Origin of the sequence: uncultured Gemmiger sp. (assembly GCA_944388105.1) — a bacterium.
Taxonomy (GTDB): Bacteria; Bacillota; Clostridia; order Oscillospirales; family Ruminococcaceae; genus Gemmiger.
Map to the genome: position 1 here is coordinate 1 of CALXHN010000024.1, position 24,881 is coordinate 24,881.

Sequence of the window (24,881 nt, forward strand, 5' to 3'; positions counted from 1 at the left end):
GAGTACGGCATCTTCAAGCAGAAGATCGTGGACGGCTGGCAGCAGGAGACCGCCGACAACTGGCTGCCCGGCGGCCAGGTCTGGATCAAGAGCCATCCCGACCAGGCCCAGGAGATCCGCTTTGACGGTCAGGCCATCGAGACCTGGGACGGCGGCTTCCACCATGTGAAGTACGAAAACTACAACAGCGTCATCGCCGTGCCCAACGATATGTATGTGGCCGGTTACGGCACGTCCGGTGTGGCCAAGCTGCGTCTGTGGCAGGCCAAGGCGCCCAGCTTTGATATGAGCAGCTTCAACGCCGGCAACTACAACACCGCCATCAGCCAGAGCGCTTCCGCCGAGCTGATCTCCAAGATCCTGTACCCCAACGATAACCACACCGAGGGCAAGATCCTGCGTCTGCGCCAGCAGTATTTCTTCTCCGCCGCCTCTGTGGCCGATATCCTGGGCAACCACCTGAACCAGTACGGTACCCTGGACAACCTGCCCGACAAGGTGGCCATCCAGCTGAACGACACCCACCCGACCCTGGCCATCCCCGAAATGATGCGCATCCTGTTGGATGAGTGCTCCTACAGCTGGGAAGATGCCTTTGCCATCTGCCAGAAGGTCTTTGCCTACACCAACCACACCGTCATGAGCGAGGCTCTGGAAAAGTGGAATGTGGACATCTTCCGTTCCACCCTGCCCCGCATCTGGCAGATCGTCTGCGAGATGGACCGCCGCTGCCGCGCCGACCTGGAAAAGGTCTTCCCCGGCGACAAGGGCAAGATCGACTATATGGCCATCCTGGGCGACAACCAGGTCCGTATGGCCAACATCTGCGCCTACACCTGCCACTCCATCAACGGCGTTTCCAAGCTGCACAGTGAGATCATCAAGGACAGCGTCTTCCATGATTATTTCCTGTACAAGCCCAAGGCCTTCAAGAACGTCACCAACGGCATTGCCTACCGCCGCTGGCTGCTGTGCGCCAACCCCGGCCTGACCGACCTGCTCAGCGAGAGCATCGGCGACGGCTTCAAGACCGATGCTTCCCAGCTGAAGAAGCTGGAAAAGTTCGCCACCGACAAGGCCTTCCTCAAGAAGCTGGAAAGCGTCAAGCGGGAGAACAAGGTCCAGTTCGCCAACTACCTGGAGCGCGCCACCGGCCAGCTCATCGACCCCGATTCCATCTTCGACTGCCAGGTCAAGCGCATGCACGAGTACAAGCGCCAGCACCTGAATGCGCTGAACATCGCGGCCGAGTACCTGTACCTGAAGGCCAACCCCAACGCCGACTTCATCCCCAAGACCTATATCTTCGGCGCCAAGGCGGCTCCCGGCTACTATATGGCCAAGCAGATGATCCGCATGATCTGCAAACTGGGTCAGCTCATCGACTCCGACCCCGCCGTGCAGGGCAAGCTGCGCATCGTCTACCTGGAAGACTACTGCGTCACCCTGTCCGAGCAGCTGATGCCCGCTTCCGAAGTGTCTGAGCAGATCTCTCTGGCCGGCACCGAGGCTTCCGGCACCGGCAACATGAAGTTCATGCTCAACGGCGCCATCACCCTGGGTACCCTGGACGGTGCCAACGTGGAGATCGCCGATGCCGCCGGTCATGAGAACGAGATCATCTTCGGCATGCTGACCCCCGAGGTCAACGCTCTGAAGGGCATGGGCTATCATCCCCAGGCCTATATCTCCGATGACAACATCGCCATGGCGGTGCTGGACCTGCTGGAAAAGGGCTGGAACGGAGAGAACTTCAGCGAAGTCACCAACAACCTGCGCAACAGCGACCCCTACATGGTCATGGCCGACTTCAAGGATTACCGCCGTGCCCAGGCCACCGTGCAGCAGCTGTATCGTGACCGCGAAACCTGGAACCGCATGAGCCTGATGAACATCGCCAACGCCGGCATCTTCTCCGCCGACCGTTCGGTGATGGATTATGCCCGCGATATCTGGGGCGCCACCCCGGTTCGCTGAGCCGCCCGTGAACTGAATTTCCGGAACCTGACCGCCGCCGTTTTTGTGCGGCGGTCTTTTCGGGTAAAATCACCCTGAAGGGACGGACGATCAATCTATGTCGCACACCTTTTTCAACAGCCGCCTGGCCCACTACAAGACCCCCTTCGGTGCGGTGCCGGCGGGGACCGCTGTGACCCTGCGCCTGGATGTGCCCCAGGACTACGGATATGTGGACCCCCACCTGGTTCTGACCAAGGACCGGGAAGATCCGGTACACTACCGTATGGATTTTGACGGGCAGGATCAGGGCTCCAACCATTTTTCCGTCACCGTGACGCCCACCACCTCGGGGCTGTACTTCTATTACTTTGATCTGTATACCGACTTCCGCAAGATCTGCCGCGGCGCCAATGCCGAGGGCGAACTGACCTGGGTGGAAGGGGACTGCTGGCAGCTGACGGTGTACGAACCGGACTTCAAGACGCCGGACTGGATCAAGAACGGTACCATGTACCAGATCTTCCCCGACCGCTTCTGCGAGGGCGTGCCCAACAAGCCCATGCCTTTTGCCGACCGCATCTACCGTCCTGACAAGACCGGCGAGCCCTATTTCTGGCCCACCGAACAGCCCGAAGGCTACCTGAACATGGACTACTACGGCGGGGACTTTGCGGGCATCCAGCAGAAGCTGCCTTACCTGGAACGGCTGGGTGTCAGCTGCATCTACCTCAATCCCATCTTTGAGGCACATGCCAACCACCGGTACAACACCGCCGACTACCTCAAGGCGGACCCGCTGCTGGGCACCAACCGGGATTTTGCCGAGCTGTGCACCGCTGCCCGCCGCCACGGCATCCGCATCATTCTGGACGGGGTGTTCAGCCACACCGGTTCGGATTCCCGCTACTTCAACCGGGAAGGCCGTTACGGCCCCGGCGGCGCCTACCGTGACCGCCATTCGCCGTACCGCAGCTGGTATGATTTCGACTCCGGCTACAAGTGCGGCTACCGCAGCTGGTGGGGGTTTGAGACCCTGCCCGAAGTGCAGGAGGATTCCCCCTCCTACACCGAGTTCGTCTGCTGCAAGGGCGGCGTCATCGACACCTGGCTCAACCTGGGAGCTTCCGGCTTCCGGCTGGACGTGGCCGACGAGCTGCCCGACGATTTCATCGAAAAGATCCGTTCTGCCGTCAAATCTCACGGCGAGGACAAGCTGCTCATCGGGGAAGTGTGGGAGGACGCCACCACCAAGGAAGGCTTCGGACGCCGCCGCACCTACCTGCGGGGCCATGGTCTGGACACCACCATGAACTATCCCTTCCGCAATGCCGCCATCGACTATGTTTGCGGCGCCAGAACGGAGGAGGTGGCCGACCGTATCCTTTCCATCTGTGAGAATTACCCCAAACCCGCCCTGGACTGCGCCATGAACTTCCTGTCCACCCACGACACCGAGCGGGCCATCACCGCCATTGCGGATGAACCCGCCAACGGGCGGGACCGCTTCTGGCAGAGCGGCCGGCGTATCCCGGCGGCCCGGATGGAGGACGCCATCCGCCGTCTGCTGCTGGCCTACGCCCTGGTGTACACCCTGCCGGGTGTGCCCTGCGTCTATTACGGGGACGAGATCGCCATGCAGGGCTACCGCGACCCCTTCAACCGGGCTTTCTATGACTGGAACAGCACCGAAAAGCGGCTGCGCGGCCCGTTGGCCAACCTGGCCAGCCTGCGCCGCAGCTGTGATGCCTTCGACGGCGGTTCTATCGAACTGGTCCAGGCCGAAGGGGATGTGCTGCATTTCCGCCGTGTGGGCAAGACCCAGACTGCCGAAATCATCCTGAACCGGGGTCCGCACCTGCTGTGTACCCAGGCGTTCGGCAAATCGGCCGAAGTCAATCCCGGCGGTTTCACCATCCTGGTGGAGGACAACAAGCCCAAAAACGTGGGCTATTTCAAGATCTACTAAGAAAAAAGACCGCTGCTTCACAATGGGCAGCGGTCTTTTGCATCCCGGGCGGGGGAGAAGGCATACCCTTGGCAGAACAGGGCGTTCCTGCCTGCAGGAAATGGGTGGAAACCCGTGGATTTTACAGGCGGATATCTTGACTTTATATACGCACCCTGTTAAAATTGCATCAAATCACATAAGGAGGGATTTGCAGCTTATGGATAGCATTTTGTGGTTGATTGCCGTCATCGTTTTTGTGGCCGCGGAAGCCGCTACCACCGCCCTGATCTCCATCTGGTTTGCGGTGGGTGCCGCCGTGGCACTGATCGTCAGCCTGTTCACCACCTCGCTGCCGCTGCAGTTCCTGGTGTTTGCCCTGGTATCTGCCGTGACCCTGGCCATCATGGTTCCCACCCTGGCTGCCCGCCGCCGCAACAAAAAGGCGCCGGTCACCAACGGGCCGGAACTCAGCGTGGGCAAGCGCGGCGTGGTACTGCAGGCCATTCTGCCCGGGGAACTGGGGCGTGTCCGGGTGGACGGTCTGGACTGGCAGGCCAAGGCCAATGAGGCCCTGCCCCAGGGCAGCCGCTGCCAGGTGACTGCCGCCGACGGCAATGTGCTGACAGTGTGCGCTGCCCCTGTGGAAGAAACGGTGTAAGAGATCCCGTGCGGTGCATCCCTGTTCAGCACCGGCAGGACCAAAATAAACCATTCCGAACGTTGAAGGAGGTAAACCATATGCCCTGGGGAGTTATTCTGATCGCCATTCTGCTGATCGTGGCCTTGCTCGTGATCGTGCGCTGCATCGTCATTGTTCCGCAGTCCAATTCCTACGTCATCGAATCGCTGGGCGTCTACAAGGAAACCTGGGACGCCGGCCTGCACATCAAGGTGCCCTTCATTGAGCGCATCGCCCGCCGTGTTTCCCTCAAGGAGGAAGTGGCCGACTTCCCCCCGCAGCCGGTCATCACCCGGGACAACGTCACCATGATGATCGACACGGTGGTGTTCTTCCAGGTGTTCGACGCCAAGGCTTACGCCTACGGCGTGACCCGGCCCATCGCCGCCATCGAGAACCTGTCCGCCACCACCCTGCGTGACATCATCGGTTCCATGTCCCTGGATGAGACCCTGACCAGCCGCGACCTGATCAACACCAAGATCACCGCCACCCTGGATGAAGCCACCGACCGCTGGGGCATCAAGGTCAACCGCATCGAGCTGAAAAACATCGAACCCCCGCAGGAAATCCGCACCGCCATGGAAAAGCAGATGAAGGCCGACCGTGAAAAGCGTGCCAGCATCCTGCTGGCTGAAGGCGAGAAGCAGGCCGCCATCACCCGCGCCGAAGGCGAAAAGGAAAGCGCCATCCTGCGGGCCGAGGCCGTCAAGGAACAGAAGATCCGGGAGGCCGAAGGTCAGGCCCAGGCCCTGCTGCTGGTGCAGAAGGCCAAGGCCGACTCCATCCGCCTGATCAACGAGGCCGCTCCCTCTCAGAACATGCTGGCTCTGCGCAGCATGGAAGCCATGGAGCGGGTGGCGGACGGCAAGGCTACCAAGATCATCGTGCCCAGCAACATGCAGGACATGGCCGCCACCGTCTCCGCCATCAAGGCAGTGGCAGGGGACACCAGCGGTGCCGCCGCTGCCGGCAAATAAGCAGATCCCGTCTCCTGATACAAAGGCAGGCCCGCCGTACCAAAGTGGTACGGCGGGCCTGCCGCTTTATTGTCATGGAAAACTCAGACCATATAGTCCTCAAACCGGTGCAGATCATCAATTTTGACGGTGCCTTTGTAGTACACGCCGTCGGGGCGATACTCCTCCTCCATAACGCTGCCACGGCTGCGCAGGATATCGGCCAGGGACAGTTTGTCATAAGGCAGCAGCACCTCGATGGTGCGGACCCGGTGGGACAACGCCTCGTCCAGCCGCTTCAGCAGCTCGTCCAGCCCCCGGCCGGTCTTGGCGCTGGTCAGCAGCACCGCCGGATCAAAGGAGATGGCCCCGGGCTTGTCACACTTGTTGTACACCACGATCTGGGGAATGTCCGAACAGCCCAGGGATTCCAGGACCTCGTCGGTCACGGCCAGCTGGGCGGCCGCTTCGCTGTCGCTGGCGTCCGCCACCTTCAGGATCACATCCGCGTAGGCGGCTTCCTCCAGCGTGCTCTTGAAAGCGTCCACCAGGTGGTGGGGCAGGCGGCTCACAAAGCCGACGGTATCTACCAGCACCACGGTCAGGCCGCTGGGCAGGGTCAGACGTCGGGCGGTGGGGTCCAGAGTGGCAAACAGCATGTCCGCCTCAAAGATCTCTGCCCCGCACAGGGCGTTCATCAGGCTGGATTTGCCCACGTTGGTGTAGCCCACCAGGGCCACCACCGGCACGTTGTTCTTCTGGCGGGCACGGCGGGTTTCCCCGCGGCGTTTTTCCAGTTCCTTCAGCCGCCCTTCCAGGTGTTCGATGCGGTGGTGCAGGTGTCGCCGGTCCAGTTCCAGCTTGGTCTCGCCGGCACCGCGGCGGGCACCGCCGCCGCCGCCACCGCCGCCGCCCTGGCGGCTCAGCGCTTCGCCCAGCCCCTGCAGGCGGGGCAGCTGGTAGCGCAGCATGGCCAGTTCGGTCTGCAGCTTGCCCTCGTTGGTGGATGCCCGGGACTTGAAGATCTCCAGGATCAGCATGGTGCGGTCCAGCACCTCCACCTGCAAAGCGGCGGAAAGGTTGCGGATCTGGCTGCCCGAAAGCTCCCCGTCAAAGATGGCGGCTTCCGCCCGGGTATTCATGCACACCAGTCGGGCTTCGGCCACCTTGCCTTCGCCCAGCATGGTGGCCGCTTCCGGGGTGGAACGCTTCTGGCAGACGGTGGCCACCGCCTCCATGCCGTTGGCCTCGGCCAGGGCCGCCAGTTCGTCCAGACTGCGCTGCGCATCAAATTTTCCCTGATCCAGACTCAGCAGCACCACCGGAATGGCACTGTGTTCTTCCTCCTGGTCGGAAGGGAAGGGGTCCAGATCGTCCAGCGTACTCAGAGGGTCGGATGTGAAATCCAGAGTAAAGTCGTCCATTTACATCTCCTTGATTGGTTTGATTTTATAATACGCGCGGCAGGGCACCGGGGTGCCGTCATACTTGTGGTATACCGCGTCGTGGTCATAGAGAAAGCCATTTTTTTGGATCACCCTGCCGCTGGCAGGATTCTCCACAGCATGGCAGATGGAAAGCCAGGGGCCGTCTACCCGGTTGAACCAGAAATCCAGTACCGCCTGCAGGGCCTCGGTGGCATAACCCCGGCCCCACCAGGGGCGGCCCAGCGCATACCCGGGCTCCCAGATCTCGGTGCCGCGCAAGGCGTCGGGCAGCGTCTGCCAGCCTTCGGCAGCGGCCCGCTCCGCCCGCACCACCCCGATGGTCCCGATGAGGGTCCCGTCCTGGAGGCAGATGCCCCAGTTGTACACGGTGGGATCGGCATAACACTTTTCCATCTCGTACAGGTATTCGGCGGTGACAGTCCAGTCCCGGTGGGCATTCCAGCGCAGATACCGGGTCACCTGGGGGTCTCCGGCCCAGTGGTCGAACATAGTCCGGCAATCGTCAAAGGTCAGGCGGCGCAGCATCAGCCGCCGGGTCTGCAGGGGAACGGTGCCCAGGTGGTCCATGGTATTTCCTCCTTACCGGTGCAGCAGCTTGCGCAGCAGGGTCATGCCCATATGCCACAGTTTCTGCAGCTGGGGACGGTACAAGGTGCAGTAGATGAAGAGAATGGCTCCCACCAGCACAAACTTTACCACAAAATGCTGGTAAAATACAACCCCGACGGCTCCAGCGGCCAGCGCCAGCAGGAACCCGGAGATGGTGCGGGGGTAACTGGGGATGGTGCGGTAGTAGTACTGCCCGGTGAGGGTGCGGTATACAAACATCACCGCATTGCCTGCCACCAGGGCGGCTGCCGCCCCGGTGACTGAGTACAGCGGCACCAGCCAGATGCAGAGCAGCAGCTCCACCCCCACGCCCAGGGCCACCCCGATGGTATCGTGGTGGGGACGGCGGGCGATGGCGTTGCCGTAGACGGTGCCTTCCATCAGGATCAGGAACACCGCCGCCAGCATCATCAGCGGGAAAAAGCGCATGCAGGGCAGCTTGGAGGGGAAGATGAGGAAGATGATATCCTCAAACATGACCAGCAGGCAGAAAAAGCCGAAGATCAGGAAGTTCAGCAGGTCGTGGATCCGCCCGATGCGTTCCTGTTCGGTGCGGTAATGGGCAAAGACATAAGGGCCCCAGTAGGTGGAAAATCCGGCCTGCACGGTGGTCACCAGCATGGACAGCTGGTAGGCAAAGGCGAACAATCCCTGGGAGAAGGTGTTGCTGGCCAGAAAGGACAGACACACCGACTGGAACAGGGGAGTCAGCACTGCGGCGGGGGCCAGGGCGATGCTGTAGGGCACCATCTGGCGGTAGATGGCCTTGTAAGGCACCTTGCCCGCCCGGATGGGCGCCTTGGCCTTGAACCAGAAGGCGATGGCCACGCAGCCGAAACTGGCCACCGCCGCCGCAATGAACACCCAGGTCTTGCTGGTGAAAAATCCCGGCAGCAGGTACAGTAGGTTCAGGCAGGCCTGCATCCAGAGGGTCTCGGCGGTGTAGGCCCGGACATTGTTTTCCAGCCGCAGCAGCACGTTCAGATACCGCACCAGCATATACAGGGCGGCGTTGAGGAAGAGGAAGGGCACCAGAATGGCCCCGTTCTGCCCCAGACCGAAGGCGGCAGACAGCGGTTCCGCAAAGAAAGCGGACCCCACCAGCCCCACCACCGCCATGACCAGCAGGGACAGGCGGGTGGTGGCGGCGAACATGCTCCGGCCAGTGGCGCCTTCCACCGGTTCCCGGAAGAAACGCAGGAGTCCCTGGTCCAGTCCCAGCATGCCCACGTTCATCAGGGAGGTGGTGTAGGCCATGAAGGAGGCAGGGACGGCGTAGCGGTCGGGGGGCAGAACGCCCTTCACGATCAGGGCGGCGCCGCTGATCAGAAAGCCCAGATAGGTGGCCACCGAATATTTCATCAGGCTGCCGAGAAAGGATTCCTGCTTTTTGGGTGTTTCGGGCATGGTGTGCTCCTTTGGTGCAAAAAGTGGAGACCGGTCAGCGTGCGGTCACATAAGGGCGGATGCGGGCTGTCATGGCTTCCACCTGTTCGGGGGTCACATGGGCCTTGTCCACATAGCCGTAAATGCGCTGGGCAAAGTTGGCCAGCGGCGGGCAGAAGGTAAATACCTTCCGGGGTTCCCAGCCGTGGCGGTACAAAAGATGGACGCCCCACAGGGCCACGAATTTCAGCAGGTTGAAGTGGGGCTTGAACCCTTCCCCCATGGGGGTGTCCCGGGGCGGATTGCGGTAGACCTCCTCCAGTAGGTCGGCCATGCGCAGGTAAGCCGGACGCTCACTGGGGTCAAAGTATCCCTCAATGACCTCCCGTGCAATGGGGAAGGGAGGATTCTCCTCCGCCATGGCGGCCACAAAGCCGTCGTAGTCGGTCACATACCGGGCGCCCTTGTAGATCACCGGGTCGTATTCGTGCTCGATGGGGGTGGGGCGCAGGATGTGGCAGCTCTTGCCCGCCATGTAGACCTCCGCGATGGAGGTGCTCATCCAGATGGAGATGGAATCTGCCGCCACGATCCACTGCTTCACGCTGTCCGCAAAGATCACATGGAAGTTGGGGCGCTTCTTGGCCAGCTCGTCCAGGGCGGGGCTGTTCCATTCGCTGGGATGGCGGCGGTAGACCAGTTCCACCTCCGGGTGCTCCCCCAGATACCGGTCAAACCAGTCCAGGGTCTCGGCCATGGAGATGCGGTTGGTGCGGGCAAAGCCGGTGAAATCGGTGCCCGCCATTCTGGAGAGCTCGGCCACCTCCTCATCCGACATGCTGGCATAGCCGAAGCTGGAAATGTACAGATGCAGGTGCTTGTGCTCGTCCAGACCGAACTCCCGGCACAAGGCAGCCTTGTCCTTGAAGTAGCCCTTGAATTCCGGGCGCAGAAAATCCATCATCACGGCGCCGGTCACGGGGGTGTTCCTGGCTTCCATGCCGTGGGCCTGCAACCGGGCGGCAGTGCGCTTGCCCCAGCAGGTCTGTACGCAGCGTTTGGCGTTGCCGTTCATGTTGAACCAGTCGCCCTCCTCCTGGGTGTCGGAGAGCATCTGTTCCCAGTGCAGGTTCACGATCTTGTTGCAGCGGCCGATGTTGTTGTACACATGGCTGTTGATGGCTTCGTTGTCATACATGCAGCTGGCCACCAGTACTTCGGGCTTGTCCCGCCCGAACAGCCGCAGATGTTTGGGGTCCAGCAGCTGCCGGATCTCGGCGGTATAGCCACGGCGTTCCAGTTCCAGCTTCAAAAGCAGGTCGCTTTCATATTCCCGCACCGTGTGCTCGTACAAAATCAGAAAATCCAATGCCATAGGTTTGCTTCCTTACCGGGCGCCATCAGGCGCCCATTTCGGTGAACAGCTGCCGGGTCCAGTCCGGCAGACCGTATTTTTCGTCCAGATGGAATCCGTCAAAAAACTGGGTGTCGTCGTCGGTGATGCAGCTGCCGCCCCACTCGTAGTCCAGCACGGTGCAGCCGTAGTCGTCGCTCCAGTCATTCAGCAGGGGAAGCACATCCGCCTGCATCCGCTGGTCAATGTGGTATTTCTCGCACACTTCGGTGCGCACCAGGTCGGCCATGGGCGGCAGCACGATGGTGAGCTCCACGCCTTCCTCGCTGCAGCGGCGGGCCAGGTCTCCCAGCCGCACCAGCTCCTCCTCGTTCACCGACCAGCTGCGGCATTTTTCGTCGATCAGCCCGGGATACTCATACAGCTTGCGGTGCACGGGAATGGCGTTCCCGTCGGCATCATAGTAGTCCGCCGGCCCCCAGTCCCCGGATTCGATGCTGTCCGGTGTGTTGTTCACCTTGTTCAGGAACATGGTCAGGGCATTGACGTTGTATTCCAGATTCAGGCAATAGGCCAGGGGATTGTTCAGGGTATCTTCCAGGGTGGAGAACCGGTCGGTGTCATAGTTGGCGTTGACGGTGTAAAAGGAAAGCTCAAACAGGATGGCATCCACCTGGTTGCCGGAATCCAGCACAAAGTCCGCCAGATCCAGGCTCTCCCGCAGGCTGGCCCCGCCGAAAGCCAGGTTCTGCCAGTCCTGCCCCGAAACCTCGCTCACCAGGTTCATATCAAAATGGGCCAGACGGCTGTCCCCGATGATCAGCCGGGTGCCGGGGTCAGTCTGGTAAGCCCGCACCCGGGCCACCGGCTGGGAGGAATCGGTCTCGCCCTTGAGCCCGAAATAGTTGTTGGGTTCAAAGGCCACAAAGAACGCCAGCCACAGATACACCGGGATCAGCAGCAGGGCAAGGCGTTTGATTATATGCAGCATGCCGTGGGCACCCGCCTTTCTGTTCGTCATCATCAGTACCCCGCGTACATGCCCAGACCGGCCGCAAACCCGCCGTTCTGCAGGATGTAGCCGATAAGGATCAGGGTGACCAGCGCCAGATACAGCGCCTGCCGCCGCCAGCCGGGGATGGCGGCCACCATCACTTCGGACCCCTTGTTCTTGAAGCCGAAGCAGCGGCGATAGTCAAGGAAAATGGCCAGTGCCAGCCCCACCGCCACAAAGGCGTAGTAGGCCGCCACCATGATGCTGTTGGCGTAAAATCCGTTGTAGGCGGCGGTGTAAGCTTCGGAGACAAAGCGGGCGGGGGAGAGCCCCTGCACCATCCCGGCCAGATACCCGAAGCAGGCCCCCACCGAACCGTTGCCGGATCCCATACGGAAGAACACCATGCTGAAGGTCCACAGCACGAACACGCCGGCCCGCTTGGCCCACAGCACTTTGGCAGGGGCTTTCTTTTTGGGCTTGCCCAGGCGGCGGTGCAGCAGTTCTTCGCCCACCCGGTACAGCGCCTGCAGCAGGCCCCACACCACAAAGGGAAGGGTGTTGCCGTGCCAGAAACCGGACACAAAGAAGACGATGAACACACACACCTCCGGGGGCAGACGGCGCAGCTTCCCGCCGGTCAGACGCTCGGTGTCGGCCCAGGCCAGAGGCATGAAGAGGTAATCCTGCAGCCAGGAAGAAAAGCTGATGTGCCACCGGCTCCAGAACCCGGAAAAGTTGGTGGCAAAGAAGGGCGTCTTGAAGTTTTCGGCCAGTTCCAGGCCCAGCACCAGGCCAGTGGCCCGGGCCAGCTCGGAATAGCCGCTGAAGTTGAAGTACAGCTGGAAGGTGTAAAAGACCGCCGCCAGGATCAGCATTCCGCCGCCGTAGCTCTGCCAGGTGCCAAAGACTTCATCCACCACCATGCCCAGCACGTCGGACACCGCCACCATCTTGAACAGCCCCAGGGCGTACAGCCGCAGGGCCCGCACGGTGCGCTGGGCATCAAAGCGGTGCTCCGCCCGCAGCTGGGGGATCAGCGACCCGGCCCGGGGGATGGGGCCCTGGGTCACGGTTCCGAAAAAGGTCAGGAACAGAAAATAGTACAGCGGATTGCGTTCCGTTTCACAGTCCCCCCGCCCCGCGTCGATGAGGTAGGAGATGGCCGCAAAGGAATAGAAACTGATGCCCAGCGGCATGACCACCTGAAAAGGCAGCGGCAGGACCGTGTTGAGAAATCCGAAATACTTGAAAAAGGCCAGGATGGCAATGCTGCCGATGACCCCCAGCCGGACAAAGGCCTGCTTGTGGGCGCCCTCTTTCCAGGCAATGCCCAGGCCGCACAGGTAGGAGAAGGCTCCCACCCCCAGGGTCACGGCCAAATAGCCGCCGGACGCCAGGGCGTAAAACACCCAGGATGCCGCCAGCAGGAACACCGGCTGGATGCGGCGGGGCAGGTGGAGATAGACCCCGGCCGACACGGCCAGGAAGAAGAGATACTGGATGGTTTGCAAGCCCATGAAGTGGGGCTCCTTTCCCACTGAATTAGTGACATACTATCAAAACATTATACCTTTTTTTTCGCCTTGTGTAAAGGAAAAACCACCCGGCGCGCAATTTGGCGAAGCAAAGTCATATTGCACGTTTTTTACAGTTTGGAATGCAAATTTCCGTTGAAATCTCCGATAAAATCGAATACAATGAAGGTAACAAACACAAGTCGGCCGCCATGAGCCGGCAGAAACGAGGGAACGCTATGGAAAATTACAACCCCTTGCTGGTGGGCAATGACAGTCCGGCCAAGTTCATCACCATCGGTGAAGTCATGCTTCGTCTGACCCCGCCCAACTATGAGAAGATCCGCATGGCCACCAGCTTTGAGGCCAGCTATGGCGGCAGCGAGGCAAACATCGCGCTGGCTCTGGCCAATCTGGGGGTGGACAGCACCTTTTTCAGCGTAGTGCCCAACAACTCTTTGGGCAAGAGTGCGGTGCGCTGGCTGCGTTCCAACGACGTGCACTGCACCCCCATGATCCTCTCCACGCCGGAGGAGACGCCCACCCATCGCCTGGGTACTTATTATCTGGAAACCGGCTACGGCATCCGTCCCAGCAAGGTCACCTATGACCGCAAGCACAGTGCTTTCACCGAGTATGATCTGACCAAGGTGGATGTGGACGCGCTGCTGGAAGGCTATGACTGGCTGCATCTGTCCGGTATCACCCCGGCCCTGTGCGACAACTGCGCCTACTTTGTGCTGCGCTGCCTGGAAGCAGCCAAGAAGAAGGGACTGACCGTCAGTTTTGACGGCAACTTCCGCAGCAGCCTCTGGACCTGGGAGGAAGCCCGGGACTTCTGCACCAAGTGCCTGCCCTATGTGGATGTGCTCTTCGGCATTGAGCCTTACCATCTGTGGAAGGACGAAAACGACCATTCCCAGGGCGACTGGAAGGACGGCGTGCCGCTGCAGCCCAGCTATGAGCAGCAGGATGAGGTCTTCCAGCACTTTATCGAGCGGTATCCCAACATCAAGTGTCTGGCCCGTCATGTACGCTACGCCCACTCCGGCTCCGAAAACAGCCTCAAAGCCTTCATGTGGTACGAAGGCCACACCTTTGAGAGCAAGCTCTTCACCTTCACCATCCTGGACCGCGTGGGCGGCGGCGATGCCTTTGCCAGCGGCCTGATCTACGCCATGATCCACAAATACCGTCCCATGGACATGATCAACTTTGCGGTGGCATCCAGTGCCATCAAGCACACCATCCACGGCGATGCCAACATCACCGATGATGTCAAGAGCATCCGCAATCTGATGAACATGAACTACGATATCAAGCGCTGAGCATTCGGCGCCGGAAAGTCCCGCCCCGGCACGGGTTCCCGCGTGCGGTGCGGGACTTTTTTGATCAAAGGAGGAATTCCGGTGGAATACAATGTGTTGGAGTACGGCGCCAGGGGAGACGGCGCCGCCAACGATGGGCCAGCCATCCAGCGGGCTCTGGATGCCTGCGCGGCAGCGGGCGGAGGCAGGGTCCTTCTTCCCGGCGGGCATGTGTACAGCGCAGGGACCATCTTCCTGCGCAGCCATGTGGAGCTGCACCTGGAATCCGGTGCCGTGCTCAAGGCCTGTGCCGACCCGGACGCCTTCTGCTCACGTCGGGCGGACGGGCAGGCTCCGACCGAGCAGATCCCCTACTATGAAAACTGTGATTATGACGGCGAACCGCCCCGGTGCTTTGTGGTGGCCCAGGAGGCGGAAAATGTCCGCATCACCGGTTACGGCAGCATCGACGGTTCGGAAGAGAATTATTACGGGGAACAGACCCACGATTTCATTGAGGGCACCTACTATCCCCGGGTGCCGCTGCTCATGCTGTATAAAGTGCAGCACCTGACCATCACCGGTGTCACCCTCATGCGCAGCGCTTTCTGGACGGTGCATATGGTGGGCTGCAGCGATGTGCAGATCGACGGCATCCGGATCCTGAACAATACCCGCATGGTCAACTGCGACGGGATTGATCCCGACCATTGCCGCAATGTGCGCATCACCAACTGCCATATCGAATCGGCGGACGACTGCATCGTGCTGAAAAACACCGGCAAGTATACCGATCTGGGCCCCTGCGAGAACATCGTCGTCAGCAACTGCACGCTTATGTCCACCAGCGCGGCCCTGAAGATCGGCACCGAAAGCGAATCCGACTTCCGCCGTATCTCGGTGAGCCACTGTGTCATCACCGGTACCAACCGGGGCATTTCCCTGCAGCTGCGGGACAAGGGAAACATCGAGGATGCCGTTTTTTCGGACATCCATATCCAGACCCGCCGGTTCGGGGAGCATTGGTGGGGCAAGGCGGAGCCGGTCACCATCACAGTGCTGCCCCGGCACGACGGCACCGAAGTGGGGCGCATCCGCAACGTCCATTTTGAAAATATCACCTGTGAAGGAGAAAACGGCATTTTCCTCTATGCCGAAAAACCGGGCATGCTGGAAGATGTGAGCTTCCGCCGGATACGGGTGACCCTGCGCAAGACCAGCAAATGGCCGGCAGGCAGCTGGGACCTGCGCCCCTGCGGCGGGCAGAGCATCCGTCCGGCAAAGGTCTACGGCTTTGCCTGCCTCAATGGCCGGGACATCCGGCGGGAGGACCTGCGGGTGACCTGCGAAGAGAGCATGGCTCCCTGGTATGGAGGCGAGCTTCTGTCCCAGGATGCCGAGTGAAGAGCGCGGCACAACCATCATGAAAAAAGGACCGGGAAGTGATTCTTCCCGGTCCTTTTGTTCTGCCGTATGCCTTACTCGTTGTCGGTGGGGTCTTCCTTTTCTTCGTCCCGGTCCCGCTTGCGGTGGCGCCGGCGGGATTCCTCCTCCTCGGGAGCGGGTTCGGGAGCCAGCTTGCGCACGATGGACCACAAAATTTTCCTGTCCTCGATGGTCTGCACATCAAACTGCAGCCCGCACACCTTCACAGTGGGGGTGGTGCCGTCCACCGGGATGCTGGGCAGTACGCTCAGGATCATGCCGGCCACCGTGTCGTAGTCCCTGTCTTCCGGCAGGTCGAAGTCCACCTCTTCGGCAAAATCCTCCACCCGCATGGAGCCGGCTACCCGCCAGATACCGTCCCCCACCTGGGTCAGGTCCTGGGGTTCGGCGGGGTCAAACTCATCAAAAATATCCCCCACGATCTCTTCCAGCAGATCCTCAATGGTGATGATGCCGGCGGTGCCGCCGTACTCGTCCACCACCACGGCCAGATGCTGTTTCTGGGCCTGCATATCCTTGAACAACTGATCGGCATGCACGCTCTCCGGCACAAAATAAGCCGGACGCAGCAGGTCTTTCAGCGGGCGGGGCTGTTCCTCCTGCAGGTTCAGCAGGAAGTCCCGGGCATTCAGGATACCGCAGATATCGTTGATGTCCTCCTCATACACCGGATACCGGCTCAGACCGGTGCGGCGGATGGTTTCCATGATTTCCTGGCTGCTGTCCTCCAGGGAAAAGGCGGTCACATCCGGTTCGGGGGTCATGGCGTTGCTGGCAGTGGTGTCCCCGAAGTCGAAAACATTCTCGATCCATTCCTGTTCGTCCTGGTCGATGGTGCCTTGTTCACCGCTGGATTCCACCATCAGCCGCAGGTCCTCCTCACTGGCCACGCCGTCCTCGGCCTCGGTCTTCATCCCCATCAGCCGCAGGGACCCGTTGGTGCACAGGTCCAGCAGGGCGGTCATGGGGGCAAACAACACGCTGACCACCCGCAGCACCCTGATGGCCGGCACCGCAAAGAGCATGGGCTTCTGCATGGCCACCCGCTTGGGGACCATCTCCCCGAAAGCGATGGAGAAGAAGGAAATGATGATGGTCACCAGGACGGTGGAAATGACCGAAACCACCCCTGCCGGCAGGGGAAGGGCCAGGGTCTGCAGCATGAAGCTGTCCAGATATCCGGAAAAGTTTTCGGTGCCGAACGCGGCAGACATGAACCCGGACAGGGTGATGGCCACCTGGATGCCGGACAGGAAACTGTTGGGATTTTCCACCGCCTTCAGCAAGGCGGCCGCCGTCTTGTCTCCGTCCTCCGCCTGTTTGGACAGCTTGATGGGGGACAGGGACAGAAAGGCGATCTCAGACCCGGCAAAAAAGGCGTTCAGCAGGATAAAGACCACCTGCAGCAATATTTGGGCGGGAAGATTTTCCACGGAAAAAACACTCCTTCAATTCATTCATAGTATGGATTATGGTCTGGTTTATGCAGCAAAAAAAGACAGAGCCAGTGCCGCAGCGGGGCACAAGCTTTGCCTTTTTATTCTCTCTGATTCAGTTTTCGTCGGGGGTTACCGTCGCCGTCGGCGTTCATAGAAAACGAAATTCCTTTCCGATTCAAGAGGGGCACTGTGTGCCTCTGCATAGACAAATTATAATAACTAACTATATCGTAAACCGGATGCGCTGTCAAGACGCAGGCATTTTGCGGGGGCACGGTTGAAATTAAGCGCCCAATCGGGTATACTATTTTGTAATATATTGGAATTCCTGTGCCGGGTGCCTGTCGCCCGTGCCTGCTTACAGCTTACAAAGGAGAACTGTTCTATGTCTCACACTGTTCTTGTTACCGGTGCCGACGGGTTCATCGGCAGCCATCTGGCCGAAGAGCTGGTCAAACGCGGGGAAAAGGTCCGCGCTTTCTGCCTGTACAACTCCTTCGGCAGCCTGGGCTGGATCGACACCCTGCCGCCGGAAATCAAAAACGAGATGGATATCTTCATGGGGGACATCCGTGACCCCAACGGCGTACGCACCGCCATGCGCGGGCAGGAGCGGGTGTTCCATCTGGCTGCGCTCATTGCCATTCCGTTCTCCTACCATAGCCCGGACAGCTATGTGGACACCAACATCAAGGGCACTCTGAACGTGCTCAATGCCGCCCGGGAACTGGACACCGCCCGCGTCATGGTCACTTCCACCAGCGAGGTCTACGGCACCGCCCAGTATGTGCCCATTGATGAAAAACACCCGTTCCAGGGCCAGAGCCCCTATTCCGCCACCAAGATCGGCGCCGACCGTCTGGCGGAGAGCTTCTACCGCAGTTTTAACCTGCCGGTGTCCATCGTGCGGCCCTTCAACACCTACGGCCCGCGTCAGTCCGGCCGCGCCATCATTCCCACCATCATCACCCAGCTTCTGGCCGGTCAGACCGAGATCCGTCTGGGCAATCTGACCCCCACCCGGGACTTCAACTACGTCAAGGATACCGCAGCCGGCTTCATGGCCATCGCGGACTGTGACGCCGCCATCGGCCGGGAACTGAACATTGCCACCGGGGTGGAGCACTCCATCGGCGATCTGGCCAATGAGCTCATCGCCCAGATCAACCCCAGTGCCAGGATCGTCTGCGAGGCCGAGCGCCTGCGCCCGGAAAAGAGCGAGGTCAACCGTCTGCTGGGCGATTCCACCCAGCTGCGCCAGCTCACCGGATGGGCGCCCAAGTACACCTTTGAGCAGGGCCTTGCCGAAACCATCGAGTTCCTGCGCGGTCATCTTGATTCGTATAAAATCGGACAGTATATTCTGTAACTGTCCGCCCACAGGGGCCGGCGGGGCCTGGGGCACGGCGTGTTTGCCGGCCCGCTGCAGCAGCTTCCGCCGGCCCGATTTTATATAGTAGGAGCTTCCGTCTGATGAAGGAACCGAATCACTCTTTCCGCATTCCGCTTTTCCCGCCGCTGCGCTGGGCACTGGCTGCCGCCGCGGCGGTTGTGACCGGTGTGCTGTGGGCATACTACTGGCGTGTGTTTTTCTACCTGGACAGCCGGGTCTCGCCCCTGGTGCCCACCCTGGGCTGCACGGCGCTCTGCCTGGGGGTGGTGGCAGCGGCAGCCCTGCTGCGCCGGCTGCGGACTCTGCCCGCCAAAGGGGCGGCCTGCCTGCTGTTGTGTGGTCTGCTCTTCTGCTTTGCCAACCCGCCCTTGCAGACCCCCGATGAGTCGGAACATTATCTGCGCACCTACGCCATCTCCACGGGACATCTGGATTTTGACTATGAGCGCTCCTACCCGGACGATGTGGCAGCGCTGCTCAGTGCTTTCCCCGGCGCATGGACCAACAGCCACACGTCGGTGGGGGTGGGCAATGACCCGGATACGGGGGAAGAAAAGCCCTACGACTCCGCCGGCTATGCCCTCAAGCAATACGGGGATGATGGCCGCATCGAGAGTGTGGCTGACAGTTTTGCCGATTATTTTGCCAACCGGGACACCCCGGCCGAAGAACCGCTGCACGAGCCGGTGAGCTTCCTCATTCTGCCCTTCCTGCCCGGGGCCATCGGCATGGCCCTGGCACGGCTGTTCGGTTTTGGGGCCCTGGGCTGCCTGTACGGAGGCCGCCTGGGCAATCTGCTGACGTACACCGCCATCTGCTGGCTGGCTCTGCGTCAGGCACAGAAATACCGTCCGGCCCTGTTGGGGGTCATGCTGCTGCCCATGTCGCTGTTCATGGGGGCTTCCCTGAGTTACGATGCCACCCTGCTGGCCGGTTATTATCTGATGATCGCCCTGCTTCTGCGGGAGCGCTGGACCACCGGAACAGCGGGACTGTATCTGGCGGCCTGCCTGTATGTGAATGTGGCCAAGCCTTATCTGAACCTGCTGTGGGTGGTACTGCTTCTGCTGGTGCCGGCCGGAAACTGGCGGGCAAAGGGCCGCCGGTGGCATTGGTGCCTGGGCGGTCTGGCGGGGGCCTGGGCGGTGATCTGGGCCACCGAGACCTATGCCCGGGTGCTGCGGTACAATTACCCGGTCATTGCCCGCCAGGGCGGCGAGGCCGTGAACGGGGGACAGCAGCTGGCTTTTGTGCTGGCCAACCCTCTGCGCAGTGTGGCCACCTTCTGGGGGACCCTGTGTGAAAACCAGTTCTTTGTGGGCCAGCTGGGACTGTTTGGCTGGAAGGATATGCCCATCCAGGCGCTGAACCTGCTGGGACCGGTGGCATTGCTGGCAGCCGCTCTTCTGTGCGCACCGCAGCCGCCGGCGCTGGACCGCCGCCGCAGCGCCGGTCTCGGGGGATTTGCCGTAATCTATGCGCTGGGTGCCATTGCCGCCATGTACATCACATACACGCCGGTGGCCATGGTGCGCGTGGTCGGGTTGCAGACGCGGTACTTCCTGCCGGTGTTTCTGATTCTGGTCCTGCTGACGGCGCCGCTTCTGCGCCGCGTTCTGGCACCGTCCGTCCCGGCTGCCCGTGGGGAACAGCTGGCTGTGCCGCTGTTCGGACTGCATGCGCTGTTCGGTGCGGTTCTTCTGTTCCAGCACTATTTTGTCGGTCCCATTTATACCATCCACTTGTAAGGCGGAACACCCGGTCGGGTTTCCGCCTGGTCTGAGAAAGGATCTGCCCTATGCCGTTGATACCCATTCTGACCGGCCTGATCGCGCTGGCGTTTCTGGGGGCGTTCTGCGTCTGTTTTTCCGCCTGTACCCGGTATGATGCCGCCCTGCTGCCGCTGCCGACTCTGTGCGGAGCGGTGCTGGTGCTGTATGTGTCGGCCCTGCCCGGTATGCTGCACGTGGGCCTGTTTGCCGTTATTGCCATCCTGCTGGCGGGCGGTGTTTACTGCGGTGTGCGTGCCGGCATCCGCGCCGTCCGGGATGCCATGGGCAGCGCCGGCTTCTGGCTGTTCCTGGGCGGTGCGGCCTTTCTGTGGGTGCTGTTCGGCATCCTGCAGCCCATGTTCACCCAGTGGGATGAATTTACTGCCTGGGGTCTGGCTCCCAAGATGGTGGCCGAGCGTTCTGCCTTGTATGTGGCCGACCCGGTCAATCTGACAGCTTCCTTTACCTATCCGGGCACCAGTCTGCTGTCCTATCTGTTCCAGCGTACGCCGGGACAATTCTCCGAGTGGCAGTGTCTGGCCGCCATTGACATTCTGGCCCTGGCCGCACTGGCCCCGGCGACGGTCCTGCCCCGGTCCCGCTGGGCACAGGGGGGGCTGATCTTTGCCGTGGGGGCGGTTCTGCCCTTCTTCTTCAGCACAGCAGCCATCGGCACGGCCAGCACGGTGTATCAGAACGCCATGGCAGACCTGCCCCTGGCCGCCCTGTTTGGCGGCAGCCTGTGCCTGTATTACGCGGGCGGCGGACGGCGGGGCGGCTTTTATGCCACGGCCCTGCCCCTGGCCATGCTGGCCTTGACCAAGGATATCGGCATGGCCTATGGCCTTATGGCGGTGTTCATCATCGGCATCGATCAGCTGTTCGGCACGCCCCGCCGGGAAAATACCGCCCTGGCACGGCATGTGGGCGGACGGTTCCTTCGCACGGCCCTGCTGGCCGTGCCGGTGCTGGCGGCATTTCTGAGCTGGAGCCGCTATACCGCCGCCATGTCGCCTGATTCCGGCGCGGCCACCGTGGGCAGCGGCCAGATGGGCTATGGTGCCGTTCTGGCAGGGGGGATCCGGCAGCTGCTGGGCATGGGGCGGGAGGAACGCTTTGCCCAGATCATGCAGGCTATGGAGCAGGCATACTTCACCCGCCGCGTCAGTCTGATCGGCGCCCCCTTCATGGTGGCCGTGCTGGCCCTGCTGCTGGCGGCGGCAGCGGCAGTCACTGCACCGAAAGGCCCGGTGCGCCGCCGGATCATTGCTTCTTATCTGGCCATGGATTTCTGCTTTACGGCCCTGTACTGTTTCCACCTGATCCTGTACTTCTACAATTTCTCCGAAGCGGAAGGCAGTGCGCTCAAGGATTACGAGCGGTATCTGACTCCCTACCTGCAGGGCTGGGTGCTGGCGATGTTCTGTCTGCTGGGGCAGGCGGTCAGCGCTGCGCCGGTGCGGATATGGCGCCGCCGTACGGGCAACCTGCTCCTGGCGCTGGCCGCCGCCGGCGTTCTGGGGATCTTCGTCTGGCGCGGTGTGCCCACGGCGGGATTCTGGACCCGGGCAGACAGCATCTACTCCACCCGGCAAGATGTGAAAAACCGTGCCTCCGTCATGAATGAGGTGCTGAACTGGGGGGACCGGGTCCTGGTCATCAGCCAGGGCGACGACGCCACCCGATGGTACTATTACAAGTATGAACTCACCGCCAAGGTGGTCAACGGTTACGGCGGCGTCTGGTGGGGAGACGATGATTACTCCAACCGGTGGGATTCGGATTTCATGAATCTGGTGGAAAGCCTGAACTGGGATCTGTATGAACACGAGGCCGTCTGCTCGGTCAACTCTCTGGCAGCCTATATGGAAGAAAAAAACTGCGATTATCTGGTGCTGGACCGGGCTGACGAATACCTGGAACGGGATTTCAGCGATCGGTTTGAAGGCGGCATCACCGCCGGACAGCCCGCCACCCTGTACAGATTCATGGGCCGGGATGCCGTGTACGCTTTTGTGCCGGTGGCCGTGGCGGAAAGCGGGGTGACACAATGAAACGGAAACCTGTTTCGGATCGTTGGTCGCTGGTGTTTCAGCCCCGCCGGCTGCTGGGGCTGTGCTATGCCCTGGGCGTGATGCTGTGGGTGGTGTACGCCCTTGTGGGCAGTGCCCTCATGCTGAACCACAAGATGAACGGTACCATGCGCCACCAGACCCTGACCCCGGATGAACTGACCTATGAAAGCTTCCGCAACTACGACGATGACCCCTGGAGCACGGCCCCCGATGACCGGGACAACTGGTATCTGTCCACCGACAATGATCCTCACATCCTGTGGGAAGGGGAGCAGGCCTATGTGGAAACGGTGCGCCTGCAGGTGGAACAGCTGCTGCCACCCGGCAGTGTGACGCTGTATTACCTGAAACCGGGCCAGACCGACTACCGGGAAACCCAGAAGGTCTTTGCTTGGCAGGATACGGACGGCAGCTATGTGTTTGAGCTGGGCGGTATCACGGTGAGCGGGCTGCGCATCGACCCGGACAGTGTGGGCGGCGTTCCCACCCGCCTGACAGGGGTGGAACTCAACCGTCCCACGGCGTGGTATCTTCGTTTTGTGCCGAGCGGCGGGCAGTGGATCCTGCTGCTGTTCGGTCCGGCGGTGGCGGCCGCTTTTCTGTCTCTTCTGCGTCAGATCCTGCGCGGCGAGTGATTGTTTCTATGGTTCACCGGACCTGCCTTTCGGGGCGGGTCCGGTATTTTTTTGCCGGAACCTGTAACACCCGGCCGCGGAAAGGGACATATAGGCAAAGAGCAGGGAAGGAGGCAGGATACCGCCGTGAAGATGATGGAAGAACTGTACACCGCCTACCGCGACGATGTCTACCGCTACCTGGTCAGCCTGACCCACGACCCTGCCCGGGCGGAGGACCTGCTCAGCGAAACATTCCTGCAGGCAATACAGAGTATTGACCGGTTCGAGGCCCGCTCGGGGGAAAAGACCTGGCTCTTCGGAATTGCCCGCCATCTGTGGCTGCAGGACCTGCGCCGGCAGCGTCCCACCGTCTGTTATGATGACCTTCTGGGACTGTATGTGGAAGACACCCTGCCGGACACCGCCGTGCAGCGGGAACTGCTGGGGCGGATCCGGGAACTGCTGGCCCGGAAGGATGAGCGTACCCGGCGGGTGGTGGCGCTGCGGGTGCAGGGAATTCCCTACGACCGCATTGCCGCCGAACTGGGTATCAGCCCGGGATCGGCCCGGGTCATCGACTGTCGGGCCCGCCACTGGCTCAAGGAAATATTGCGAAAGGAGGGGTTGCTGTGACCCACGAATACGATCTGCCTTGCGACATCTGCCGTGATCTGCTGCCTTTGGTGCGGGACGGTGTGGCCAGCGAGGCATCCCGTCGGGCGGTGGAGGACCATGTAGCCCACTGTGAGGCCTGCCGCCAACTCTGGGGCGAGGAAGCCCTGCCGCCGCCCCTGCACCGGGAACAGGTGCTGGGGCGTATCCGCCGCCGTCTGTACGCCTGGCAGGGGGCCATGACCGCCGCCGGACTGATCCTGGGCATGGTTCTGGCCAACACCGGGCGGGCGGGCTACAACATCCTGCTGCTTCCGGTCCTGGGGGCTGCGGTGCAGTGGCTTTCGCCCCGGCGGGCGCGCTGGCTGCCGCTGCTGGTCTGGGGGCTGATCACGGCTGTGACTCTGTGCCCCAATGCCCACTATCTGTTGGGCTGCCTTGCAGAGGGCGATTGGTACAACTTTTTTGCCATCCTGGGCCTGAGCGTTCTGTACGGCCTGTTGCTTGGCGCCCTGTGTGCCCTGGGCACCTTGGCCGCCGCTCTGTTCCGCTATGCACTGAGAAAGGAGGAATCCCGTGATGCATTGGAAGAAGACATCCGCCGGGACCCCTGAACGGCCCCGCACCAAAGGACGCCGTGCCGCTGCTCTGGCGGGCGGTATCCTCATCGTACTGCTGCTTCTGTTTGCGGCCGGTTATGTGCTGGGGGACCCCGTCAGTCTGGCCTGGGCCCGACATCACGCCATGGACTACGCCGACGAACACTGGCCCGGCAACAACTTTACCGCCGTCTATGCCTATAACGAGATGGGGTACCGCTACCGGGTGCGGGTACAGTCCATGACCAGTCAGGACACCAGCTTCGACGTGTACCTTTCCTGGGGTGTGGTGCGCAGCACTACCTATGAGGAGGATGTGACGGGCCTGAACAACACCCGGGTGCGCATCATCGCAGCCGCCCAGCAGGACATGACCACAGCGCTGAACAACGCAGGAATGAACCCGGACGGGCTGGATGTGCAGCCCGGGAAAAGCTGGGAGGGCACCCCGGAAGACTGGGGCCTTACGCTGGATATGCCCTACGATCCCGGTAACCTGCCGCCCCTCACTGCCAGTTTCTACCTGGTCTACACCGACCGCCTGCCCACTGAAGCGGACGCCAACGCCTTGCTCAAAAATGCCAAAGCTGCCTTTGAAGCTGCCGGCCTGGACATTGCCTACTATCAGGTGGATCTGGTATATTCCGGCGGGGAAAAATACGAAAATGACATCAACCTGGGCCCGCTGACCGCCGCGGAAGTGGACGCCCTGCCCTGACAAAACAAAAGGCCCTCTGCCATTGACCGGCAGAGGGCTTTTTCCTTTGT

20 protein-coding genes are annotated in these 24,881 nt (G+C 61.2%); 13 read left to right on the forward strand and 7 right to left on the reverse strand.

Annotated elements, in window-relative coordinates:
* The 4 genes from Q0K17_RS04515 to Q0K17_RS04530 form a co-directional block, all read left to right on the forward strand.
* Nucleotides 1-1,977 (forward strand): glycogen/starch/alpha-glucan phosphorylase (locus Q0K17_RS04515; RefSeq protein WP_294540406.1); only part of this gene is annotated, 1,977 nt, incomplete at its 5' end.
* Between the two features lie 97 nt (nt 1,978-2,074).
* The gene (locus Q0K17_RS04520) at nt 2,075-3,925 is read left to right on the forward strand and encodes a glycoside hydrolase family 13 protein (protein WP_294540408.1); all 1,851 of its coding nucleotides are present in this window, start codon (nt 2,075-2,077) and stop codon (nt 3,923-3,925) included.
* A gap of 199 nt (nt 3,926-4,124) precedes the next feature.
* Nucleotides 4,125-4,565: an NfeD family protein gene (locus Q0K17_RS04525; protein WP_294540410.1), complete on the forward strand. Its 441-nt coding sequence runs from the start codon at nt 4,125-4,127 to the stop codon at nt 4,563-4,565.
* Between the two features lie 80 nt (nt 4,566-4,645).
* Nucleotides 4,646-5,566, forward strand: a complete 921-nt coding sequence (locus tag Q0K17_RS04530; protein ID WP_294540412.1) for an SPFH domain-containing protein — start codon at nt 4,646-4,648, stop codon at nt 5,564-5,566.
* Between the two features lie 83 nt (nt 5,567-5,649).
* Here Q0K17_RS04530 and hflX read toward each other — a convergent pair whose 3' ends face one another.
* Genes hflX through Q0K17_RS04560 form a run of 6 tightly spaced genes read right to left on the reverse strand, consistent with a single transcriptional unit; the run spans nt 5,650 to nt 12,856 of the window.
* Nucleotides 5,650-6,969 (reverse strand): GTPase HflX, encoded by a 1,320-nt coding sequence (hflX, locus tag Q0K17_RS04535; protein ID WP_294540414.1) that lies wholly within the window; start codon nt 6,967-6,969, stop codon nt 5,650-5,652.
* The gene (locus tag Q0K17_RS04540; RefSeq protein ID WP_294540416.1) at nt 6,970-7,560 is read right to left on the reverse strand and encodes a GNAT family N-acetyltransferase; all 591 of its coding nucleotides are present in this window, start codon (nt 7,558-7,560) and stop codon (nt 6,970-6,972) included.
* 12 nt (nt 7,561-7,572) lie between these two features.
* On the reverse strand, nt 7,573-9,009 hold the full coding sequence (locus tag Q0K17_RS04545; protein ID WP_294540418.1) for a hypothetical protein: 1,437 nt from the start codon (nt 9,007-9,009) through the stop codon (nt 7,573-7,575).
* Between the two features lie 34 nt (nt 9,010-9,043).
* Complete coding sequence (locus tag Q0K17_RS04550; RefSeq protein ID WP_294540420.1) at nt 9,044-10,363, reverse strand: surface carbohydrate biosynthesis protein; 1,320 nt, start codon at nt 10,361-10,363, stop codon at nt 9,044-9,046.
* A 25-nt stretch (nt 10,364-10,388) separates the two neighbouring features.
* Entirely contained in the window at nt 10,389-11,366 is a 978-nt protein-coding gene (locus Q0K17_RS04555) for a hypothetical protein (RefSeq protein ID WP_294540422.1), read from the reverse strand.
* Nucleotides 11,366-12,856, reverse strand: coding sequence for an MBOAT family O-acyltransferase (locus Q0K17_RS04560; protein ID WP_294540424.1), 1,491 nt, complete (start codon nt 12,854-12,856; stop codon nt 11,366-11,368). Before Q0K17_RS04560 ends, Q0K17_RS04555 begins: the two co-directional genes overlap by 1 nt.
* 236 nt (nt 12,857-13,092) lie before the next feature.
* On the opposite strand from Q0K17_RS04560, the gene Q0K17_RS04565 reads away from it, so the two are divergent.
* Nucleotides 13,093-14,181, forward strand: coding sequence for a sugar kinase (locus Q0K17_RS04565; RefSeq protein ID WP_294540425.1), 1,089 nt, complete (start codon nt 13,093-13,095; stop codon nt 14,179-14,181).
* Between the two features lie 81 nt (nt 14,182-14,262).
* Complete coding sequence (locus tag Q0K17_RS04570; RefSeq protein ID WP_294540427.1) at nt 14,263-15,564, forward strand: glycoside hydrolase family 28 protein; 1,302 nt, start codon at nt 14,263-14,265, stop codon at nt 15,562-15,564.
* Between the two features lie 74 nt (nt 15,565-15,638).
* On the opposite strand, the gene Q0K17_RS04575 is transcribed toward Q0K17_RS04570, so the two are convergent.
* Nucleotides 15,639-17,039 carry a hemolysin family protein gene (locus tag Q0K17_RS04575; protein ID WP_294540429.1) on the reverse strand — a complete coding sequence of 467 codons (1,401 nt, stop codon included), beginning with the start codon at nt 17,037-17,039 and terminating at the stop codon, nt 15,639-15,641.
* A 391-nt stretch (nt 17,040-17,430) separates the two neighbouring features.
* Between Q0K17_RS04575 and Q0K17_RS04580 the strand changes: the two genes are divergently transcribed.
* The 7 genes from Q0K17_RS04580 (at nt 17,431) to Q0K17_RS04610 (ending at nt 24,831) form a co-directional block, all read left to right on the forward strand.
* Entirely contained in the window at nt 17,431-18,414 is a 984-nt protein-coding gene (locus tag Q0K17_RS04580) for an NAD-dependent 4,6-dehydratase LegB (RefSeq protein WP_294540431.1), read from the forward strand.
* Between the two features lie 104 nt (nt 18,415-18,518).
* On the forward strand, nt 18,519-20,186 hold the full coding sequence (locus Q0K17_RS04585; protein ID WP_294540433.1) for a DUF2142 domain-containing protein: 1,668 nt from the start codon (nt 18,519-18,521) through the stop codon (nt 20,184-20,186).
* 50 nt (nt 20,187-20,236) lie between these two features.
* On the forward strand, nt 20,237-22,264 hold the full coding sequence (locus Q0K17_RS04590) for a hypothetical protein (protein ID WP_294540435.1): 2,028 nt from the start codon (nt 20,237-20,239) through the stop codon (nt 22,262-22,264).
* Nucleotides 22,261-22,920 (forward strand): hypothetical protein, encoded by a 660-nt coding sequence (locus tag Q0K17_RS04595; protein WP_294540437.1) that lies wholly within the window; start codon nt 22,261-22,263, stop codon nt 22,918-22,920. Before Q0K17_RS04590 ends, Q0K17_RS04595 begins: the two co-directional genes overlap by 4 nt.
* Nucleotides 22,921-23,052: 132 nt before the next feature.
* Complete coding sequence (locus Q0K17_RS04600) at nt 23,053-23,535, forward strand: RNA polymerase sigma factor (RefSeq protein WP_294540442.1); 483 nt, start codon at nt 23,053-23,055, stop codon at nt 23,533-23,535.
* A complete protein-coding gene (locus Q0K17_RS04605; RefSeq protein WP_294540439.1) occupies nt 23,532-24,128 on the forward strand; it encodes a zf-HC2 domain-containing protein in 597 nt (198 codons plus the stop codon). The genes Q0K17_RS04600 and Q0K17_RS04605 overlap by 4 nt, the downstream gene beginning before the upstream one ends.
* A complete protein-coding gene (locus tag Q0K17_RS04610) occupies nt 24,094-24,831 on the forward strand; it encodes a hypothetical protein (RefSeq protein ID WP_294540440.1) in 738 nt (245 codons plus the stop codon). Before Q0K17_RS04605 ends, Q0K17_RS04610 begins: the two co-directional genes overlap by 35 nt.
* Nucleotides 24,832-24,881 lie beyond the last annotated feature (50 nt).

What these genes read in the sequence shown, in the direction of transcription:
- Q0K17_RS04520 (WP_294540408.1), top strand. Translation starts at nt 2,075, where the DNA reads ATGTCGCACACCTTTTTCAACAGCCGCCTGGCCCACTACAAGACCCCC.
- Q0K17_RS04525 (WP_294540410.1), top strand. Translation starts at nt 4,125, where the DNA reads ATGGATAGCATTTTGTGGTTGATTGCCGTCATCGTTTTTGTGGCCGCG.
- Q0K17_RS04530 (WP_294540412.1), top strand. Translation starts at nt 4,646, where the DNA reads ATGCCCTGGGGAGTTATTCTGATCGCCATTCTGCTGATCGTGGCCTTG.
- hflX (WP_294540414.1), bottom strand. Translation starts at nt 6,969, where the DNA reads ATGGACGACTTTACTCTGGATTTCACATCCGACCCTCTGAGTACGCTG.
- Q0K17_RS04540 (WP_294540416.1), bottom strand. Translation starts at nt 7,560, where the DNA reads ATGGACCACCTGGGCACCGTTCCCCTGCAGACCCGGCGGCTGATGCTG.
- Q0K17_RS04545 (WP_294540418.1), bottom strand. Translation starts at nt 9,009, where the DNA reads ATGCCCGAAACACCCAAAAAGCAGGAATCCTTTCTCGGCAGCCTGATG.
- Q0K17_RS04550 (WP_294540420.1), bottom strand. Translation starts at nt 10,363, where the DNA reads ATGGCATTGGATTTTCTGATTTTGTACGAGCACACGGTGCGGGAATAT.
- Q0K17_RS04555 (WP_294540422.1), bottom strand. Translation starts at nt 11,366, where the DNA reads ATGATGACGAACAGAAAGGCGGGTGCCCACGGCATGCTGCATATAATC.
- Q0K17_RS04560 (WP_294540424.1), bottom strand. Translation starts at nt 12,856, where the DNA reads ATGGGCTTGCAAACCATCCAGTATCTCTTCTTCCTGGCCGTGTCGGCC.
- Q0K17_RS04565 (WP_294540425.1), top strand. Translation starts at nt 13,093, where the DNA reads ATGGAAAATTACAACCCCTTGCTGGTGGGCAATGACAGTCCGGCCAAG.
- Q0K17_RS04580 (WP_294540431.1), top strand. Translation starts at nt 17,431, where the DNA reads ATGTCTCACACTGTTCTTGTTACCGGTGCCGACGGGTTCATCGGCAGC.
- Q0K17_RS04585 (WP_294540433.1), top strand. Translation starts at nt 18,519, where the DNA reads ATGAAGGAACCGAATCACTCTTTCCGCATTCCGCTTTTCCCGCCGCTG.
- Q0K17_RS04590 (WP_294540435.1), top strand. Translation starts at nt 20,237, where the DNA reads ATGCCGTTGATACCCATTCTGACCGGCCTGATCGCGCTGGCGTTTCTG.
- Q0K17_RS04595 (WP_294540437.1), top strand. Translation starts at nt 22,261, where the DNA reads ATGAAACGGAAACCTGTTTCGGATCGTTGGTCGCTGGTGTTTCAGCCC.
- Q0K17_RS04600 (WP_294540442.1), top strand. Translation starts at nt 23,053, where the DNA reads ATGATGGAAGAACTGTACACCGCCTACCGCGACGATGTCTACCGCTAC.
- Q0K17_RS04610 (WP_294540440.1), top strand. Translation starts at nt 24,094, where the DNA reads ATGCATTGGAAGAAGACATCCGCCGGGACCCCTGAACGGCCCCGCACC.